The 18,364-nt window shown below is 61.8% G+C and carries 16 protein-coding genes; 8 read left to right on the forward strand and 8 right to left on the reverse strand.

Going from position 1 to position 18,364, the window contains the following annotated elements:
- Positions 1 to 5: 5 nt before the first annotated feature.
- The 3 genes from mreD to KUV86_RS18850 form a co-directional block, all read right to left on the reverse strand.
- Complete coding sequence (mreD, locus tag KUV86_RS18840) at positions 6 to 494, reverse strand: rod shape-determining protein MreD (protein ID WP_206943353.1); 489 nt, start codon at positions 492 to 494, stop codon at positions 6 to 8.
- Positions 494 to 1,393, reverse strand: a complete 900-nt coding sequence (mreC, locus tag KUV86_RS18845; RefSeq protein ID WP_206943355.1) for a rod shape-determining protein MreC — start codon at positions 1,391 to 1,393, stop codon at positions 494 to 496. The genes mreD and mreC overlap by 1 nt, the downstream gene beginning before the upstream one ends.
- A gap of 77 nt (positions 1,394 to 1,470) precedes the next feature.
- Positions 1,471 to 2,508, reverse strand: a complete 1,038-nt coding sequence (locus tag KUV86_RS18850) for a rod shape-determining protein (protein ID WP_206943356.1) — start codon at positions 2,506 to 2,508, stop codon at positions 1,471 to 1,473.
- 175 nt (positions 2,509 to 2,683) lie between these two features.
- Here KUV86_RS18850 and gatC point away from each other — a divergent pair, with 175 nt between their 5' ends.
- From gatC to KUV86_RS18870, 4 genes are all read left to right on the forward strand, one after another.
- Complete coding sequence (gene gatC, locus KUV86_RS18855; RefSeq protein WP_206943358.1) at positions 2,684 to 2,971, forward strand: Asp-tRNA(Asn)/Glu-tRNA(Gln) amidotransferase subunit GatC; 288 nt, start codon at positions 2,684 to 2,686, stop codon at positions 2,969 to 2,971.
- Positions 2,972 to 3,025: 54 nt separating this feature from the next.
- On the forward strand, positions 3,026 to 4,486 hold the full coding sequence (gatA, locus tag KUV86_RS18860) for an Asp-tRNA(Asn)/Glu-tRNA(Gln) amidotransferase subunit GatA (RefSeq protein ID WP_206943360.1): 1,461 nt from the start codon (positions 3,026 to 3,028) through the stop codon (positions 4,484 to 4,486).
- Positions 4,486 to 5,940 carry an Asp-tRNA(Asn)/Glu-tRNA(Gln) amidotransferase subunit GatB gene (gene gatB, locus KUV86_RS18865; protein ID WP_222238661.1) on the forward strand — a complete coding sequence of 485 codons (1,455 nt, stop codon included), beginning with the start codon at positions 4,486 to 4,488 and terminating at the stop codon, positions 5,938 to 5,940. The genes gatA and gatB overlap by 1 nt, the downstream gene beginning before the upstream one ends.
- A gap of 75 nt (positions 5,941 to 6,015) precedes the next feature.
- The gene (locus KUV86_RS18870) at positions 6,016 to 6,567 is read left to right on the forward strand and encodes a cupin domain-containing protein (RefSeq protein WP_206943364.1); all 552 of its coding nucleotides are present in this window, start codon (positions 6,016 to 6,018) and stop codon (positions 6,565 to 6,567) included.
- 137 nt (positions 6,568 to 6,704) lie between these two features.
- Here KUV86_RS18870 and KUV86_RS18875 read toward each other — a convergent pair whose 3' ends face one another.
- Positions 6,705 to 8,120, reverse strand: coding sequence for an aspartate aminotransferase family protein (locus KUV86_RS18875; RefSeq protein ID WP_222486142.1), 1,416 nt, complete (start codon positions 8,118 to 8,120; stop codon positions 6,705 to 6,707).
- 264 nt (positions 8,121 to 8,384) lie between these two features.
- Between KUV86_RS18875 and KUV86_RS18880 the strand changes: the two genes are divergently transcribed.
- On the forward strand, positions 8,385 to 10,364 hold the full coding sequence (locus KUV86_RS18880; protein ID WP_222486144.1) for a Na+/H+ antiporter NhaC family protein: 1,980 nt from the start codon (positions 8,385 to 8,387) through the stop codon (positions 10,362 to 10,364).
- Positions 10,365 to 10,518: 154 nt separating this feature from the next.
- On the opposite strand, the gene KUV86_RS18885 is transcribed toward KUV86_RS18880, so the two are convergent.
- Together KUV86_RS18885 and KUV86_RS18890 are read right to left on the reverse strand one after the other, a co-directional pair.
- Complete coding sequence (locus tag KUV86_RS18885; protein ID WP_206943369.1) at positions 10,519 to 10,881, reverse strand: hypothetical protein; 363 nt, start codon at positions 10,879 to 10,881, stop codon at positions 10,519 to 10,521.
- Positions 10,882 to 11,142: 261 nt separating this feature from the next.
- Positions 11,143 to 11,886 (reverse strand): gamma-glutamyl-gamma-aminobutyrate hydrolase family protein, encoded by a 744-nt coding sequence (locus KUV86_RS18890; protein ID WP_222163524.1) that lies wholly within the window; start codon positions 11,884 to 11,886, stop codon positions 11,143 to 11,145.
- 246 nt (positions 11,887 to 12,132) lie between these two features.
- On the opposite strand from KUV86_RS18890, the gene KUV86_RS18895 reads away from it, so the two are divergent.
- Entirely contained in the window at positions 12,133 to 13,509 is a 1,377-nt protein-coding gene (locus tag KUV86_RS18895; RefSeq protein ID WP_222163530.1) for a glutamine synthetase family protein, read from the forward strand.
- A 218-nt stretch (positions 13,510 to 13,727) separates the two neighbouring features.
- Complete coding sequence (locus KUV86_RS18900) at positions 13,728 to 15,221, forward strand: Na+/H+ antiporter NhaC family protein (RefSeq protein ID WP_206943372.1); 1,494 nt, start codon at positions 13,728 to 13,730, stop codon at positions 15,219 to 15,221.
- Positions 15,222 to 15,352: 131 nt separating this feature from the next.
- Here the strand turns inward: KUV86_RS18900 and nhaB are convergent, their stop codons facing one another.
- The gene (gene nhaB, locus KUV86_RS18905; protein WP_222486146.1) at positions 15,353 to 16,894 is read right to left on the reverse strand and encodes a sodium/proton antiporter NhaB; all 1,542 of its coding nucleotides are present in this window, start codon (positions 16,892 to 16,894) and stop codon (positions 15,353 to 15,355) included.
- A gap of 165 nt (positions 16,895 to 17,059) precedes the next feature.
- Here nhaB and KUV86_RS18910 point away from each other — a divergent pair, with 165 nt between their 5' ends.
- Positions 17,060 to 17,530 (forward strand): phosphate-starvation-inducible protein PsiE, encoded by a 471-nt coding sequence (locus KUV86_RS18910; RefSeq protein ID WP_222486148.1) that lies wholly within the window; start codon positions 17,060 to 17,062, stop codon positions 17,528 to 17,530.
- 174 nt (positions 17,531 to 17,704) lie between these two features.
- On the opposite strand, the gene KUV86_RS18915 is transcribed toward KUV86_RS18910, so the two are convergent.
- Positions 17,705 to 18,265 (reverse strand): glycine zipper 2TM domain-containing protein, encoded by a 561-nt coding sequence (locus KUV86_RS18915; protein ID WP_206943382.1) that lies wholly within the window; start codon positions 18,263 to 18,265, stop codon positions 17,705 to 17,707.
- Positions 18,266 to 18,364 lie beyond the last annotated feature (99 nt).

Consider the following 18,364-nt stretch of genomic DNA (forward strand, 5'->3'; position numbering starts at 1 on the left):
CCAGGTTACTCGCGGACCGCACGCCGGCCCAGGGCCTTGAACAGCGTGACCAGCCACGGCCACAGGGCGGCCCCGATCAGCGAGGGCATGAGAAACGACAGATGCATCGAAAAAGGCCCGAACAGCGTGCGCAGCCATTGTTCTACCAGCTGCACCAGTCCCAGCAGCACGAAGATCAGTACCGCCTGCTGAACCAGGGAGTACGTGCGAAATCTGGGATAGACCAGCGCGCCAAGAAAGGCCAGCAGCGACAAGGTCAAGGCACTCTGCCCCAGCGGCGCCCCTTCGATCAGGTCGAGCAACAGCCCCAGCGCAAAGCCGTGGAACACGCCCACGCGATCAGGCTGCGTCATGCACCAGTACAGCAGCATCAGTCCCAGCCAGTCAGGTCGCCAAACCTGCCAACCATCGGCCATGGGCATGACCTGGAGACACAGCGACAAGGCCAGTGTCAGCCACACCAGCAACAGACTGGCCCGTGGAGTGGCAGCCATCAGTTGTCCTCCTCGGTGTCGTCCTCGGGTGGCAGCAGTAGCTCGCCAAGACGGCGAGCCGACTCGATGGCAACCGGATCCAGGTCAGGGTGCCAGCGGCCGCGAGACACCTCTAGCGCCGGCTCCGGTGGGAACAGCAGCAGGAAATGCCGCGAGCGCTGAAGCTGTGCCACCGGCGCCGCGCTGACCGTCGCGAACGGCTCGCCGGGATCATGACCCACGTCGCTGACCCTGGCCACCGGGTAGCCTGCGGGAAAACGTCCCGCCAGGCCGGAGCTGACCAGCAGGTCGCCGACCCGAATATCTGCGGTATCCGGTACATGCAGGACCTTCAGGGCATCGTAGTTGCCCGTTCCCTGAATGATGAAGCGCAGACCGTTGCGATTGACCTGGATGGGCAGCGCGTGACTGGCGTCGGTCAGCATCAGGACGCGACTGGAATAGGCGGACAATTCGCTGACCTGCCCGGCGATACCCGACGAGTCCATCACCGGCTGGCCCACATAGACGCCATCGCGACGGCCACGGTCAATCACCATCTGATGGGTGAAGGGGTCTGGATCGAGCGACAGCAGCTCGGCAGTCAGGTAGGGAACTTCATGGTCTCGGGCGGCATCGAGCAGCTCGCGCAGGCGGACGTTTTCCGCGGTCAGGCTGGCCATGCGCTGGACCCGATGGGACAGCGTCAGCAGCTGTTCACGTAGACGCGCGTTCTCCTCGACCAGAGAACGCTGCTCGGACAATGCCAGAGCCCCCCAATTCAGCACATCACTGGGCAGGCTCACGACCCACTGGATAGGGGCAACCAGCGTCGACAGCTGGGCACGCACCGACTCCATGCGGGTGAAATGCGTATCGACAAACATCAGCCCACCCGCGAGCACCGCACACAACAACATGCGATACCCGGGGACGGAGCCATGCGAGAACAGCGGTTTGATAGGCCGACTCCCTGGAGATCCTGGGCCACACCTTGTCAGTCGCTGGAGAGCAGCTCGAAGGTATGCTGATCAATCATTTCCAGGGCCTTGCCGCCGCCACGGGCGACGCAGGTCAGCGGATCGTCCGCGACCACCACAGGCAGGCCGGTCTCTTCGGCGATCAACTTGTCGAGATCGCGCAGCAGTGCACCACCACCGGTCAACACCAGGCCACGCTCGGCGATGTCAGAGGCCAGTTCGGGGGGAGACTGCTCAAGGGCGCTCTTGACCGCTGATACGATCGAGCCGAGCGGCTCCTGCAGCGCATCCAGAATCTCGTGAGAATTCAGCGTAAAGCTGCGCGGAATGCCTTCCGCCAGGTTACGGCCACGCACGTCGATTTCGCGCAGCTCGCCCCCCGGATAGGCACAGCCAATCTCTTCCTTGATGCGCTCGGCGGTCGCCTCACCGATCAGGCTGCCATAGTGGCGACGCACGTAGGAGCTGATCGCCTCGTCGAAGCGATCGCCGCCGATACGAATCGACTCGGAGTAGACCACGCCGTTGAGCGAGATGATGGCGATCTCTGTGGTACCACCACCGATATCGACGACCATCGAACCCTGGGCTTCCTCCACCGGCAGCCCGGCACCGATAGCAGCCGCCATCGGCTCCTCGATCAGGAAGACTTCACGGGCACCAGCCCCCTCGGCGGATTCCTTGATGGCACGGCGCTCGACCTGGGTAGACATGCAGGGAACGCACACCAGGACCCGGGGGCTAGGCGTCAGGAAGGTGCTCTGATGCACCTTGCGGATGAAATACTGGAGCATCTGCTCGGTCACGGTGAAGTCGGCGATGACGCCGTCCTTCATCGGACGAATGGCAGTGATGTTTCCCGGGGTGCGGCCCAGCATGCGCTTGGCATCGGCACCCACCGCCGCCACGCTGCGCATGTTGCCAGACTGTCGGATCGCAACCACGGAGGGTTCATCCAGGACGATCCCGCGATGACGCACGTAGATGAGCGTATTGGCCGTCCCCAGATCGATCGACAGATCGCTGGAAAACACACCTCGTAAACGTTTGAACATGGAAAAGATACCTAGTGCAGACCGGAAACCCTGTGCGGACGCAAACGGTATCACTGACCCCCCCTAGCGGCAAGCGTGTTGCGCGTCTCACTTGACCGGGCAGACCTGCCCGAGCGCCCCGGAATGTGGTACCTTCTGCGGTCATTTCATGGACCCTTCCGTCGAGGAATTGATCATGGCGCTTGAACACGCCGAGGTACTCCGTGCCGCTCACCTGGCCCGGATCGACCTTTCAGAGAATGACGCTGCCCACTACCACGATGATCTCGGCCGGATCCTGGAGATGGTTGACCAGCTCCAGGCAGTCGATACCGAGGGCGTCGCCCCCTTGGCCCATCCCCTCGATGCCACCCAGCGCCTGCGCGCCGACGAGGTCACCGAAACTGACCAACGCGACGACTTTCAACGCTGCGCACCTCAGGTCGAAAACGGCCTCTATCTGGTGCCGCGCGTCGTCGAATGACGCCTCGCCCCTTTTTTCTCGACACTGGATTCACGCACACAGGGAGCCAGGCCCATGCATGACAAGACGCTGACAGAGATCAGCCAGGCACTTGCTGCCGGCACCATCTCCAGCCGCGAGCTGACCCAGGATCTGCTCGGACGTATTGATCGCCACGACAAGACGATCAACAGCTTTATCACCGTGACCGCCGACCAGGCGCTGAGCGCCGCCGACGCCGCAGATCAGGCGCGGGCCAACGGCCAGGCAGGACCGCTGACCGGCGTACCGCTGGCGCTGAAGGATATTTTCTGTACCAAGGACGTGCGCACCAGCTGCGGCTCCAGAATGCTCGACAACTTCGTCGCGCCCTATGACGCCAGCGTGGTCGAGAAGCTCAAGGCCGCGGGCAGCGTGAGCCTTGGCAAGACCAATATGGACGAGTTCGCCATGGGCTCCTCCAACGAGTCGAGCTTCTACGGGGCGGTCAAGAACCCTTGGGATCTGAACGCTGTCCCCGGCGGCTCATCCGGCGGCAGCGCCGCTGCCATCGCCGCCGGCTTTGTGCCTGCAGCGCTGGGCACTGACACCGGCGGATCGATTCGCCAGCCGGCGGCCTTTTGCGGCATCACCGGCCTGAAGCCCACCTACGGCCGTGTGTCGCGCTACGGCATGATCGCCTACGCCTCCAGCCTGGATCAGGGCGGCCCCATGGCCCGCAGCGCCGAGGACTGCGCCCATCTATTGAATGCCATCGCCGGCCATGACGTGCGCGACTCCACCAGTGTGGCTCGCGGCGTCCCCGACTACACCGAGGAACTGACAGCACCGCTGTCCGGCCTCAAGATCGGCCTGCCCCGCGAGTACTTTGGAGACGGCCTGGACAGTGGTGTTCGTCAGGCCATCGACGAGGCCATCAAGGTCTATGAGTCGCTGGGAGCCAGCGTGCGCGAGGTCAGCCTTCCGCACACTCAGTACGCCATTCCGGCCTACTACGTGATCGCGCCGGCAGAGGCCTCGTCCAACCTGTCACGCTACGACGGCGTGCGCTTTGGCCACCGTTGCGACAATCCGCTCGACCTGATCGATCTGTACAAGCGCTCTCGAGCAGAAGGCTTTGGCGAAGAGGTCAAGCGTCGCATCCTTATCGGCACCCACACCCTGTCGGAAGGCTTCTTCGACGCCTATTACAAGAAGGCGCAGCAAGTGCGCCGACTGATCCGTCAGGACTTCCTCGACGCCTTCGAAGAGGTCGACGTGCTGATGGGGCCGGCCGCGCCGACACCCGCCTTTGACCTGGGTGCCCAGAAAGACCCGGTTTCCATGTACCTGCAGGATATCTACACCATCGCGGTGAACCTGGCCGGCATTCCCGGCATCAGCGTTCCGGCAGGCTTCTCCGGCCAGCGTCCGGTTGGCCTGCAGATTCTCGGCACACACTTTGCCGAGACCCGCCTGCTCAATGTGGCACACCAGTTCCAGCAGGCCACCGACTGGCATACCAAGCGTCCCGCGATGACCGAGGAGAACCGCTGATGGAATGGGAAACCGTGATCGGTCTCGAGGTGCACGTACAGCTCGCGACCCGCTCCAAGATCTTCTCCGGCTCGTCCACCGCCTTCGGTGCCGAGCCCAACACCCAGGCCAACGCTGTCGACCTGGGGCTGCCCGGCGTGCTTCCCGTATTGAACGAGCAAGCCGTGGCCATGGCGCTCAAGTTCGGCCTGGGCATTCATGCCGACATTCCCGAAGTGTCGGTGTTTGACCGCAAGAACTACTTCTACGCCGACCTGCCCAAGGGCTACCAGACCAGCCAGATGTACCACCCCATCGTCGGCGCTGGTGAAGTGGAGATCCTGCTGGACGACGGCACCAGCAAGATCATTCGGGTTCACCATGCTCATCTGGAAGAGGATGCCGGCAAGTCGCTGCACGAAGACTTTCACGGCATGACCGGGATCGACCTGAACCGCGCGGGCACGCCCCTTCTGGAAATCGTCTCCGAGCCGGACATGCGCTCGGCCAAGGAGGCCGCGGCCTATCTCAAGGCCATCCATTCCATCGTGACGTATCTGGGAATCTCTGACGGCAACATGGCCGAAGGCTCCATGCGCTGCGACGTCAACGTCTCTGTACGTCCGAAGGGTCAGGAAGCGTTCGGCACCCGTGCCGAGATCAAGAACGTCAACTCGTTCCGCTTCGTCGAGCGCGCCATTGCCTATGAAGTCGAGCGCCAGGTCGAGCTGATCGAGGACGGCGGCAAGGTGGTGCAGGAAACCCGCCTGTACGACCCGGAGGCCGACGAGACACGCAGCATGCGGACCAAGGAAGAAGCCAACGACTACCGCTACTTCCCCTGCCCCGACCTGCTGCCCGTGGTGCTCGACTGCGCCTACGTCGACCACCTGCGCGAGAGCCTGCCCGAGCTGCCTGCGGAGAAGCGCGCGCGCTTCCAGGACCAACTGGGCCTGTCCGCCTACGACGCCGGAGTGCTGTCGGCCAGCCGTGAAATGGCGGAATACTTCGAGCAGGTCAAGGACCTCTGCGGCGACGCCAAGCAGGCGGCCAACTGGGTGCAAGGAGAACTGTCCGGGGCGCTCAACCGCGACGGGCTCGACATTTCCGACAGCCCCGTCAGCGCCGAACAGCTTGGCGGTCTGATCAAGCGCGTCATCGACTCGACCATCAACGGCAAGGCGGCCAAGCAGGTCTTCCAGGCCCTGTGGAATGGGGAAGGTGACAGCGCCGACCAGATCATCGAGACCAAGGGACTCAAGCAGGTCACCGACACCGGGGCGATTGAGGCCATGGTGGATCAGGTCATCAGCGAAAGTCCCGCCCAGGTCGCCCAGTACCGGGATGCAGAGCCTGATAAGCGCGGCAAGATGATCGGCTACTTTGTCGGCCAGGTGATGAAAGCGTCTCGCGGCACCGCCAACCCTCAGCAGGTTAACGGCTTGCTCAAGGAAAAACTCGACGCTCTGTGCTGAAACTGACGCACGCCTTCCCGGGACAGCGAGGGCTGTCCCGGGGCCTCTCGTCCACTAGCGGCCTAGGAAGTCACCATGTCTGACGATGTCGGAGCCCGACTACGGGCCTTGAGAACCCTGCGCGGCATCTCTCAACGGGAATTGGCCAAGCGCTGCGGCGTCACCCATTCCAGCCTGTCGTTGATCGAACAAGGCAAGGTCAGTCCCTCCGTCAGCTCCTTGAAGAAGATCCTGGACGCCATTCCGATGAGCGTCGGCGACTTCTTCACCATGGACCTCGAGAGCAAGAATCAGGTCTTCTACAGTGCCGATGAGCTGACGGATGTAGGTAGTGGCGACGTCATCTTCAAGCTGGTTGGCGCCAATCGTGATAGCCGGGCCCTGTCGTTCATGATCGAGACCTATCCCCCAGGCAGTGATACAGGGCGCGAGATGATTACCCATCAGGGAGAGGAAGCGGGCGTCATCCTCGAGGGCGCCATCGAAATCACCATTGGCGCTGAAACCCGTATGCTCGCTGCCGGCGAAGCGTACTACTTCGACACCAATGTGCCTCATCGCTTCCGCAATCCCGGCAAAGAGGCCTGCCGACTGGTCAGCTGCGCCACCCCTGCCCGCACGTTCTAGCAGCCGTCGCCTCCTCTCGCCCACCCCTCCCTTGATACAACAAGAGGCCACGCCAGGCGTGACCTCTTCCCCTGCCCCTTATCCAGGGCAAGGCGCTTTCACTGGGCGTTACACGCTCATCACAGGCTGGAGACGCGTCATGACTCCACCTGCTCGCAGGACGCAATACTGACACCCTGCGCTTCGAGCCGCCGCAAGGTCTCGTCCAGCGCACGCTCGGCGAGACGCACCAGCTCATCGATCTCGTCACGGCTGATCACCAAGGGGGGTGAGATGACCATGGTGTCACCCACCGAGCGCATCACCAGCCCCGTTTCAAAGCAGATGTCACGGCACAGATTGCCCACGGCCAGGGCCTTGTCAAAGCGCTGCCCGCTGGCCTTGTCAGCGACAATTTCCAGGGCACCGATCAACCCCAGCGAGCGTGCCTCGCCGATCAATGGATGGGCCTCCAGGGCCTTCCAGCGTGACGCCAGGTACGGGCCCAGCTCGTTGCGGACCTTGTCGACGATCCCCTCGGCCTGCATCAGCTCCAGGTTTTTCAGCGCCACAGCGGCGCAGGCGGGATGCCCTGAGTAGGTGAAGCCGTGATAGAACTCGCCCCCCTCCTCGATCAGGGTCTCGGCGACACGGTCACCGACCAGCACGCCGCCAATAGGCAGATAACCTGACGACAGCCCCTTGGCGATCGGCATCAGGTCGGGGGTCAGGTCGTAGTGAACACTGCCGAACCACTCTCCCAGGCGACCAAACCCACAGATCACCTCATCCACCACCAGCAGGATATCGTACCGATCCAGCACCTCCTTGATGGCCGGCCAGTAGCTGTCTGGCGGGATGATGGCGCCACCGGCACCCTGTACCGGCTCGGCGATAAATGCCGCCACCTGATCGGCGCCCAGCTCCTGAATGCGCGCCTCAAGCGCCTCGGCGCAGCGACGACCGAAGCTCTCGGGGTCCTCACAGCTGGCATCAGGCAGGCCCTCGCCATACCAGTAGGGCTGACGAACATGGGTAATCCCCGGTACGCAGGGCCCACCCTGCTCATGCATGGGTGCCATGCCCCCAAGGCTCATCCCCGCCACCGTGGAACCGTGATAGCCGTTCTCGCGACCAATGATCCAGTGCTTTTGCGGACGCCCCTTCAATGCCCAGTAGCGCCGCACCATACGCACGACGGTGTCATTGGCTTCGGAGCCTGAACCGGTGAAGAACACCCGGTTCATGTGCGGCGGGGCGAGACGGCAGAGGGTCGCGGCCAGCTCCACCGCCGGTGGGTGCGAGGTCTTGAAGAAGTTGTTGTAGTACGGCAGCTGAGTCAGCTGCTGGGTGGCGGCGTCGACCAGCTCCTTACGACCGTACCCCAGGTTGACGCACCACAGCCCCGCCATGGCATCCAGTATTCGGTTGCCGTCGGCATCACGTATGTACACGCCTTGGGCATCGACGATGATGCGACTGCCCTCCTCCCCAAGCGCCTTGAAATCGGTAAAGGGATGCAGGTGGTGAGCACTGTCCAGCTGCTTGAGGGTGGTGCTGTCCTTCAGGGTCATGGCCGATTCTCCCAAAACGGCAGAGGATAAACGTTATGTTTTATTCAACATAACCACCATACGCTTTCTTGCCAAGAGATCGATCATCCTTTCGCCCAACACGAAGCTAACCCTTTGTTATATGGTTAATGACCGTAAGAAAATGTCGACATTAGATGTAAATCTTAATTTTTTTGTTTGACGACCCAATCAACATAGACCAATTTTCATTGACACAACTCTCCCCAGACCAACAACCATTCCAATCACTTGCCGGGAGTCCCTATGCATCACCTTACCCCGTTGTTGCGCCAGTGCTTTGGGCGCGCCTGCTGCTGGGCCATGTGCCTGGCCTTTGCCGCCATCCTGTCGTCACCCGCACACGCACAGCCTGACCTTTCCACTGCCGAACTCATCCTTGCAGAGGTCCCGACTCACATCGAGGTCAGTGGTCTGGAACCGGGCGCCTCCTACCGTATCGAGACACGCCACACTCTCCCTTCCGGCAGCGAGAGACTGCTCCCTGAGCGTCAGCTGATTGCCGACGACGCCGGCCAGGCCAGCCTGGAGCTGGTGCTCGGCCAGGAGACATACACCGTCTCGCTCGTGGACGCAGCCAACGTCAGCCTGGCCACTGCTGTGCTTGACCCGATTCCTGCATGGCTATCGCTGCTGCCAGCACTCAGCGCCATTACGCTGGCGCTGGCCTTTCGCCAGGTCATCGTGGCGCTGTTCACTGGCCTGCTGCTGGGCGGCTGGGTGTTGCATGGCATGCATCCAACCGCGCTGCTCAACGCCTTCGGTGACTCGGTGAATGTGCACGTGTTGAACGCCGCCAGCGACAGCGATCACATGTCCATCGTACTGTTCTGCCTGTTGATTGGCGGCATGGTGGGGATCATCTCCCGCAACGGCGGGACCCGCGGCATTGCCGAGCGCATTTCCCGGGTGGTGCGCGGACGTCGCCAAGCCCAAAGCTCCTCCGCACTGCTGGGGCTCGCCATCTTTTTCGACGACTACGCCAATGCTCTGATCGTCGGCAACACCATGCGACATATCACCGATCGGCTATGCGTCTCTCGCGCCAAGCTGGCCTACCTTGTCGACAGCACTGCGGCGCCGGTGTCCGCCATCATGCTGGTCACGACCTGGATCGGGTTTCAGGTGGGCCTGATCAGCGAGGCGATGACGGGTATCGATGGCTGGGATGCCTCGGCCTACTCGGTATTCGTCAACGCCATTCCCTACAACGCCTACCCCATTCTCGCGCTGGTCTTCGTTTTTCTGGTGGCCTGGACCGGCCGCGACTTTGGCCCGATGCTGAAAGCCGAGCGACGCGCCCTGGCATCCCCAGGGGAGCGCCAAGGCCTCAGCAGCCGAGAGGCGATCGTCGAGGAAGCAGACATCGCCACCAAGGAAGGTATCCCCCATCGCGCACTGAACGCCGTTGTGCCCATGCTGGTCCTGGTCGGGGTCACCCTCGGCGGGATTTACACCACCGGACTGGCGTCGCTCGGCGAGGGACCACATCTGCTGCGCGACGTCTTCGGGGAAGGCGACTCGTTCAGCGCCATGATGTGGGGTTCCCTTGCGGCCTGCCTATGCGCCGTCGTGCTGACCCTGGCCCAGGGGCTGATGCGCATGACGGAGACGCTTCATTACTGGTTCGAGGGCGTGAAGTCGATGCTGCTGCCGATCACCATCCTGATGATGGCCTGGGCCTTGGCAGGGGTGAATGACGCGCTGCATACCAGTGACTACCTGGTGTCTGTCCTGGGCGAGAGCCTGTCGCCACAGTGGCTGCCGGCGGTGATCTTCTGTCTTGCCGGTTTCACCGCCTTTGCTACCGGCTCGTCATGGGGTGTCATGGGCATCATGATGCCTCTGGTGGTGCCGCTGGCCTGGGCGGTTCTTGACCACCACGACATGGCCGGTAGTGCGGAAGGCATGCCACTGCTCTACGCGTCCGTGGCGGGCGTGCTGGCCGGAGCAGTGTGGGGCGACCACTGCTCTCCACTGGCCGAAACCACCCTGCTGGCGGCGATGGCCAGCGGCTGTGAGTTGATCGAACACGTCACCACACAGCTGCCCTACGCGCTGCTGGTAGGGCTGGTGGCACTGATTTTCGGTGCCGGCATGACCGGGCTGGGACTCCCCTGGTGGCTGGGGCTCGGGGCAGGCGCGCTTACGCTGACCGCCTGCCTCTACCTGCTGGGCCAACGCGCGACGGTTCCCTCAAGCACACCGACGCTCTCCCTCGGCTGACCGTGCATGCCAGGCGGCTGCCTGGCTGCACTCGACTCGCTACGAACGCTATCCACCAACGACAGCGGCACCGTCCTGAGACGGTGCCGCTGATGGTCTACCTGCGAAAAGACATGGCGATAAAAGACCGGCGAAACCGCCGAGCCGATATGGCTTAGCCTTCTTCGTTCATCATCGCCTGACGTTTTTCGTTGGCTGCCTCGCTACCCTCGAGCATGTCACTGTTGTAGCCGTCCATGGCGCCTTCAGTGCTACCAGGATCAGCGTGCTCGAGCATCTCCTGCCGCTTTTCGGTGGCAGCAGCGCTGCCTTCCAGCATGGTGGCATTATCTTGCTCCATCATGCCTTCGCCCGGCTGAGATTCCGCGTGGCTTTCCTCCAACGCCTGGCGCAATTCCTCTTCTGCCGTAGACTGCTCCCCGGACATTGACGACGATTCAGCCACGGCCAGACCTGCCCCGAACAGCAGCATTGAGCCCGCCAGCATACCCATCGCAGACACACGCTTAAGCACCATCGCTCTCTCCTTGCGAATTCTCAAAAGAATTCTCCCGGGCAGCCCTGGAACTGCAATGGGGAAGGGCCACTTCCCCGGGAGCATGACCACGATGTCAGCTTAATGTAGTTTCTATGCCTGTCGAGGCATCAACATCGACGCCGCCGACCCCAGCACTCACCGTTGTCCTGGCGAAAACCCGCGTCAGCTCGGCGTCACCGCCTCTGATGTAATCCATGTTTTACATCAAAACGAGTCAATAACACCCATCTAACGACGATATTACCGACGACTTGCGCAAGCCTTGGCAAACCCTCGGAAGATGGCGTCGTAAAGCGGATGGGAAGCAGACTCCCACTCAGGGTGCCACTGGACAGCCAGGGTAAAGCCCGGTGCCTGCGCTACAGAAACTGCCTCCACCAGGCCATCAGGGGCCAGGGCTTCCACACGCAAGCCTTCACCCAGGCGGTCGACGCCCTGTTGATGCAGTGAATTGACCTTGGCTACCGGTTCGTCGAACAGCGCCGCCAACTGGCCTCCCGGTTCGATCGTCACGTCGTGCACGGGAGCATACTGCTGCTGCTTGTGTCCCTCGGGCTCCCGGTGATCCAGCATCCCCGGGACACGCTGCACGGCCTGATGCAGGCTGCCACCGAAGGCCACATTGATTTCCTGAAAGCCCCGACAGATCCCCAGCAGCGGCAGTGAGCGCTCCAGCGCCAGGGGAATCCAGCTCATGGCAGCAGCATCCCGTGCCACGTCATCGCGAGTGTTTTCCGGGGCCCGTTGCGCCCCGTAACGCTCGGGCAAGACATTGGTGTAGCTGCCGGTGAGCACAAGACCATCAAGGCGTGCCAGCAAGGCACTCACGTCCTCGTCGCGTTGCTCTTCCCAGACGGGAAGCACGACCGGCTCGAGACCGTAGTCACGCAGCGTTCTCACGTACTTGTCCGTGACCATGTGCGCCGGATGACCTTCGACGTCACGGCGACACGCGATGACTCCTACCAGGGGACGGATATTCATGCTCTCCCTCTTGAACGTTCACTTGTTATGGTTTGCTCAACATACATTGGTCGCATTTTCTTGCCAACCCTGGCTAAATCAAACCACAGACAACAATCTATAAACACCTGTTTATGAAACAAAACAACGCAAACAGTCGGACTTCACTCTGTGCGATGCAGTGATGGCCTCGCGTAAATAATTTGACACCACCGCTTGCCCAGCGAAACACTATGCCGATCACAACGAACCAACAAAGGTGACCGCATGAGCACCCCCGGCGTCGATGAAGCCCGCGACTTTCTCCAGCGCCATCCCGAGATCGACAGCGTGGACCTGCTGATCAGTGACCTCAATGGCGTCCTGCGCGGCAAGCGAATTCCGACGGACAACCTGGAAAAGGCCTTTGTCAGCGGCATTGCGCTACCGGGCTCTGTGTTCGCCCTCGATATCACCGGAAACACTGTGGAAGAGACAGGGCTAGGGCTCGACATCGGGGATCGTGACCAGATCTGTCGTCCCGTTCCTGGCAGCCTGATGGTGGCCCCCTGGCAGCGAGACGGCCGTCATGCCCAGCTGCTCATGAGCATGCGCGACGACGACGATGGTCCTTTCTTTGCCGACCCACGCAATGTCCTGGCGGCCCAAGTTCAGCGCCTGGCGGATCGCGGTTTCAAGGCGGTCGTGGCACTGGAGCTGGAATTCTATCTGGTCGATCGTGCCCGCGATGAACTCGGCATGGCGCAGCCCTGCAAGTCCCCCGCCAGCGGCGAACGAGCCAAGGAGAGCCAGCTCTATTCCATCAGTGAACTCGATGAATACGCCGACTTTCTCGAGGAAGTTCACGCCGCGGCCAAGACACAGCAGCTGCCTCTCGATACGGCACTGAAAGAGTGCGCCCCGGGGCAGTTCGAGATCAACCTGATTCACGGCGATGATGTGCTCAAGGCATGTGACAGCGCCGTGCTGCTCAAGCGCCTGATCAAAGGGGTCGCGCTGCGCCACGGTTTTGAAGCCACCTTCATGGCCAAGCCTTACGGCGGGGAAGCGGGCAATGGCATGCACGTGCACATGAGCCTGGTCGACCAGAATGGCGACAATGTGTTCGCAGACCCCGACGAAAATCCCCATGGCAGCCGCCTGCTGGGCAACGCCATCGCTGGCCTGATGGAGCTGATGCCCGCGTCGATGGCGCTGTTCGCGCCGAACCTCAACTCGTTCCGCCGCTTTCAACCAGGGCTCTACGTGCCCATGACCCCCTGCTGGGGATACGATAACCGCTCGGTGGCCCTGCGCATCCCTTCCGGTGCCAACGCTGCGCGCCGAGTCGAGCATCGTGTCGCGGGGGCCGACGCCAACCCTTACCTGTTGCTGGCCACGCTGCTGGCGTCTGTGCTGCATGGGCTGGCGTCAGACCTCACGCCCCCTGAGGCCACCACCGGCAACGCCTACCGCCAGCTCACGCCCACGCTGACCAATAGCTGGAGCCAGGCGCTGGATCTGCTGGAAGACTCAGCGGTCCTTGCCGAGGCCCTGGGCCGCGACTTTCTCAAGGTCTTCGTGGCCAACCGTCGAGCGGAGCGCGAGCTCGCCATGCAAAGCGTCAGTCGCCTTGAGTATGACTGGTATCTGCGCCACGTCTAAGGACGCCTGACCCTCTCAGCATCACAGATATTCCTGCTACGCAGCGGCCCCATGGGGCCGTCGCGTTGCCCTGTCCCGACGTCAACCCGAACACAACACACCAACACGGGTCCCCTTATGACACGCACAACTCCTAAAAGCCCCAAGCGCCCGTCGTGCCTGCAGGACGTTTTCGTCAACCTGGCCACTCACCAGCCTCATCTGCAGGAGGTGATCGCATGACCACGCCCTCTTCCACCTCCTCGCATCCCTTTGCTCCTGGCAAACCTGCACAGAAAGGCAAGGGCCGAGTCTTCCTTCTGGTCGCAGGATTGGTCGCCCTGGTAGCTGGTCTCACCCTCTACCATGAAGCGGGAACGCCATTTGGCTGGATAAGTCTGGTCCCTTCGCTGATCGTACTGGTCGTGGCCATCGCCACCCACCGCACCCTTGAAGCATTGGCCATCGGCTCCCTGTCAGGCCTCATCCTGATCGAGCCGGCCGATTACATCGGGACCCTGGCCGACATTTCCCTCGACGTCATGATGAACGAGACCATCGCCTGGCTGATTCTGGTCTGCGGTCTGATGGGCGGCTTTATCGCGATGCTGGAAAAGTCCGGCTGCACCCTGAGCTTCAGCCACTTCATGAGCCGCCTGGTCAAGACTCGTCGGCAATCGTTGATCAGTACCGCCGTTCTCGGCCTGCTGATCTTTATCGATGACTACCTCAACGCTCTCGCCACATCTGCTGCCATGAAGCGACTTACCGACCGCTTCGGGGTATCACGCGAAAAGCTGGCGTACATCGTCGACTCCACGGCCGCTCCGATCTGTGTGCTCGTGCCGATTTCCACCTGGGCGGTGTATTTTGCCGAATTGCTGGAGACCAATGGCGCGACCGACGGGCCTGGCATGTGGCTCTATATCCAATCGATCCCGTACATGCTGTATGGCTGGGTGGCCATGGGCCTGGTCTTTCTGGTCGCGATCGGGTTGATGCCCGATCTCGGACCGATGAAGGCCGCTGAGCGTCGCGCCAAGGCCGGACAACCCATCCCCGATGGCGCCCCCGACGAACCGCTCAGTGACGACACCCCTCGCGGCAATCCCTGGCTTGGCCTGTTCAATTTCATTGCCCCCATGGCGGTATTGATCGGCGCCAGTGCCTACTTCGAGATCGACCTGCTCAAGGGCGTCATCGCCGCCACCCTGTTCACTATCGTGCTGTTCCTGGTGCAGCGCTTGTCGACCTTCTCGAGCTTGATGGATTCGATCATGGACGGCTTCCGTACCATGATGCTGCCCCTGGCCATTGTTGCCGTCGGCTTCATGCTCAAGGAAGTCAACGATCAACTGGGCATGACCCAGTTCATGATCGATACGCTGGCTCCTTACATCACCCCCGCACTGCTGCCTGCCATCGTGTTTGCTTCCATGGCCGTCGTGGTCTTTGCCACCGGCTCCTCCTGGGGCGTCTTTGTCATCTCGATCCCGATTGTGGTGCCCATGGCCGCCCATATGGGAGTGTCGATGCCATTGGTGGTCGGCGCCCTGCTGTCCGCCTCGAGCTTCGGCAGCCATGCCTGCTTCTTCTCCGACTCGTCGGTACTGTCCTCCCAGGGCAGCGGAGTACTGCCCATGCAGCACGCCCTGACGCAGCTGCCCTACACCCTGATCGGTGCCAGCGTCACCACCCTCGGCTTTATCGTGCTGGGATATAGCCTGGCGTAGCACGGAAGCTTGGCGTGGCGCTTAAGCCTCGTGCATTGCCGGCAATGCCTATTGGCGAGGTCTGGCAGTCAACAGCACCGCCGCCCCCTGTGGGCGGCGGTGTCAGGTTCTATCTCGCGATATCGGCCGCTCTACAACCACCCCAGGGTCTGCATGGCCTGACTGGCGGGCTCAAGCCCGTAGCGGACACACAAAAATCCGCCGAGACTAAGCGCCAGGGTATAGGGGGCGGCCATCCACACCATCCGTCGGTACGACAAGCGCACCAGCGGCGCCACCGCGGACGTGAGCAGGAAGAGGAATGCGGCCTGCCCGTTGGGCATGGCCACCGAGGGTAGGTTAGTGCCTGTGGCGACGGCGACCGACAGCAGATCAAACTGTTCAGCGCTGATCAGTGCCTGCTGGAACGCGGCCCGAATCTCGCTGATGTAGACCGTGCCAACGAACACGTTATCCGACACCATCGACAGCAGTCCATTGCTGAGATAGACCCATCCCAACTGCTCTCCCCCGGTATGGGCGAGTACCATGTCGATGACCGGCGCAAACAGGTGCTGCTCGACGATCACCGCGACAATGGTAAAGAACACCACCAGCAGGGCAGTGAACGGCAGCGCCTCTTCAAAGGCATGCCCGAGGGCATGCTCCTCGGTAATACCCAACAGCGAGCTTGCCAGTACGATCACGGCCAGCCCGATCAAGCCCACCGACGCCTGATGCTGTGCCAGCGCCACCATCAACCAGGTGAGCACCCCCAGCTGGACCCAGAGTCGAGCGCGTTCACTTACGCCACATCCAGCTCGGTCTTGCCGATCATGTTCGATCAGGATCTGGCGAATCGTGTCTGGGAGCCGCTGACCATAGCCACACAGATGGCGACTCTCCACCAACAGGCAGGTACCCAGCCCAGCCGCCAACACCGGGATGGTCACCGGCGCCAGTCTCAAGAAGAACTCGCCGAAGCCCCAGCCCGCCTGGTCCGCAATGATCAGGTTCTGGGGCTCCCCCACCATGGTCATGACTCCACCCAGGGCGGTACCCATGGAGGCGTGCAGCAGCAGGGAACGCAAGAACCGACGGTACTCCTGCAGCTCAGTGCGACTGATATCGGACAGCCGTGTATCGTCAGCGTGATCGTGACTGTCGTGCTGGCCGCGGGCCGATGCGACGCGATGATAGATGGCATAGAAACCAACGGATACGCTGATGACCACCGCCATGACGGTCAGCGCATCGAGAAACGCCGACAACGCAGCCGTCGTCAGGCAAAAGCACAGCGACAGGACTCGCTTGGATGGAATACCGACCAGAAGCCGGGTGAATAGCTTCAGCAGCAGCGGCTTCATGAAGGTGATACCCGCGACCATGAAGACCAGCAGCAGTAATACATCGAGATTGGCCGAGACCTTATCCATCACGTGGTGCGCATCGGTCATGCCCATGCCGACGGCCTCCAGGGCCAGCAGTCCACCAGGCTGCAGCGGATAGCACTTGAGCGCCATGGTCAGGGTAAAGATGAATTCCGCCAGCAATAGCCAGCCAGCCACGAAGCCACCCAGCAAGAAGAACACGAGCGGGTTGATCACCAAGCAGGCGAGAAGCGAGAGCTTGTACCAGTCAGGGGAAGTCCCCAGGAAATGTCGAAATAGTGCCTGCGGTAAGGTCGTCACCATCTGCCGTCTCCTCGTCACACTCACCAGACAGGAGTATGCAAGTAGGCAGCGGCGAGAACTGCGCGTCTGGATCAAGACTTCAGCCTGAACCAAAGGGGTAGCGACTTGTCAGCGCTTGGCCATCGGGATAGCGTGAGATCAGACCCCGCCAATGAGGAATGGAATGTGAAATGGGCCCGCAGCAGCCGCGACAAGATGCACCACCACGCCGATGACGTTGGCAACCTGCTTGTGGAAGGTTTCCACTACCTGGGGCTGTTCGTGATTGGTGGAATGATCGCCTGGGCCTCGGTGGGGACGTTCATCACCATGATCAGCTCTGGGCACGCCAGCGTAGACGACATTCTGCTGCTGTTCATCTACCTGGAGCTAGGCGCCATGGTCGGCATCTACTTCAAGACCAACCACCTGCCGATTCGCTTTCTGCTCTACGTCGCCATTACTGCCCTGACCCGCTATCTGATAGGGGACATTTCCCACCATCCCAAGCCGGATATCAGTCTGCTTTATCTGTGCGGGGGCATCTTCCTGCTGGCATTGGCAGTGCTGGCCGTGCGCTACGCCTCGTACACCTTCCCGTCGAGTCGCCCCATTGATGCGTTGGGCAAGGAAGTGGACAGCCGCAAGTCGGAGTGAGCCCTCCCCCGTCACGCCGTTGACTGCGAACCTACCCTTTGCACATGAACATCGGCCCATGAATATCGGCCCATAAGCATCAGCCCATGAAAAGAAAAAAGACGCCGGAAGCCACTGACGGGCTCCGGCGTCTTTTGGAGATGCAGGGATCTCATCATCCCTTGGCGGCCATCCTCACGAGCGGTCGGTGGATTGCGTCACCACCTCCCACTGGGGCTGCCCCTGTTCCAGCAACACCCGGTCACCATCCGGCGCGCTCTCCAGGCGAGCAACCTGGCGTACACCGTCATACTCCCAGGCCACGTCATAGCCCAACGTCTTCTCGCTGGTATCGTTGACCGTGTGGCAGCGCTGCTCGGTAGTGGTCACCGTCTGCCCGGACTCGATGTGCCGCTGAACCTCTCGGCCGGCAAAGCCTCCGCCGATGGCGCCGGCCACCGTGGCGATCTTGCGCCCGCTACCGCCACCAATCTGGTTACCGACCAGGCCGCCTACGACGGCACCCGCGGCGCTGCCCAGGATACTGTGAGGGTCACGGGTGGGTGCCTGACGCGACACCTGCACATTTTCGCAGACCTGGCGCGGTGTGCTGACGGTCTCGGTGACCGGCGTCACCGCGGTAATGTTGGCGAATTGAGGCCCCTGGGGCGCCTGCTGGACCTGCCAGGCACCAAAGGCCAAGCCACCGAGACCGAAGACCGCTAGGGTGGAACCGACAATGATCGACTTGCTCATGCTGTTCTCCTTGCTCCTTCACGGGCACTTATCCCCCGTGATGGGCGTCTTGGCGTAGGTTGATGACACCATCCTAGCCATTATCGAACAGCGTTCGAA

The organism is Halomonas sp. DP8Y7-3, assembly GCF_019801675.1.
GTDB lineage: Bacteria > Pseudomonadota > Gammaproteobacteria > Pseudomonadales > Halomonadaceae > Halomonas > Halomonas litopenaei_A.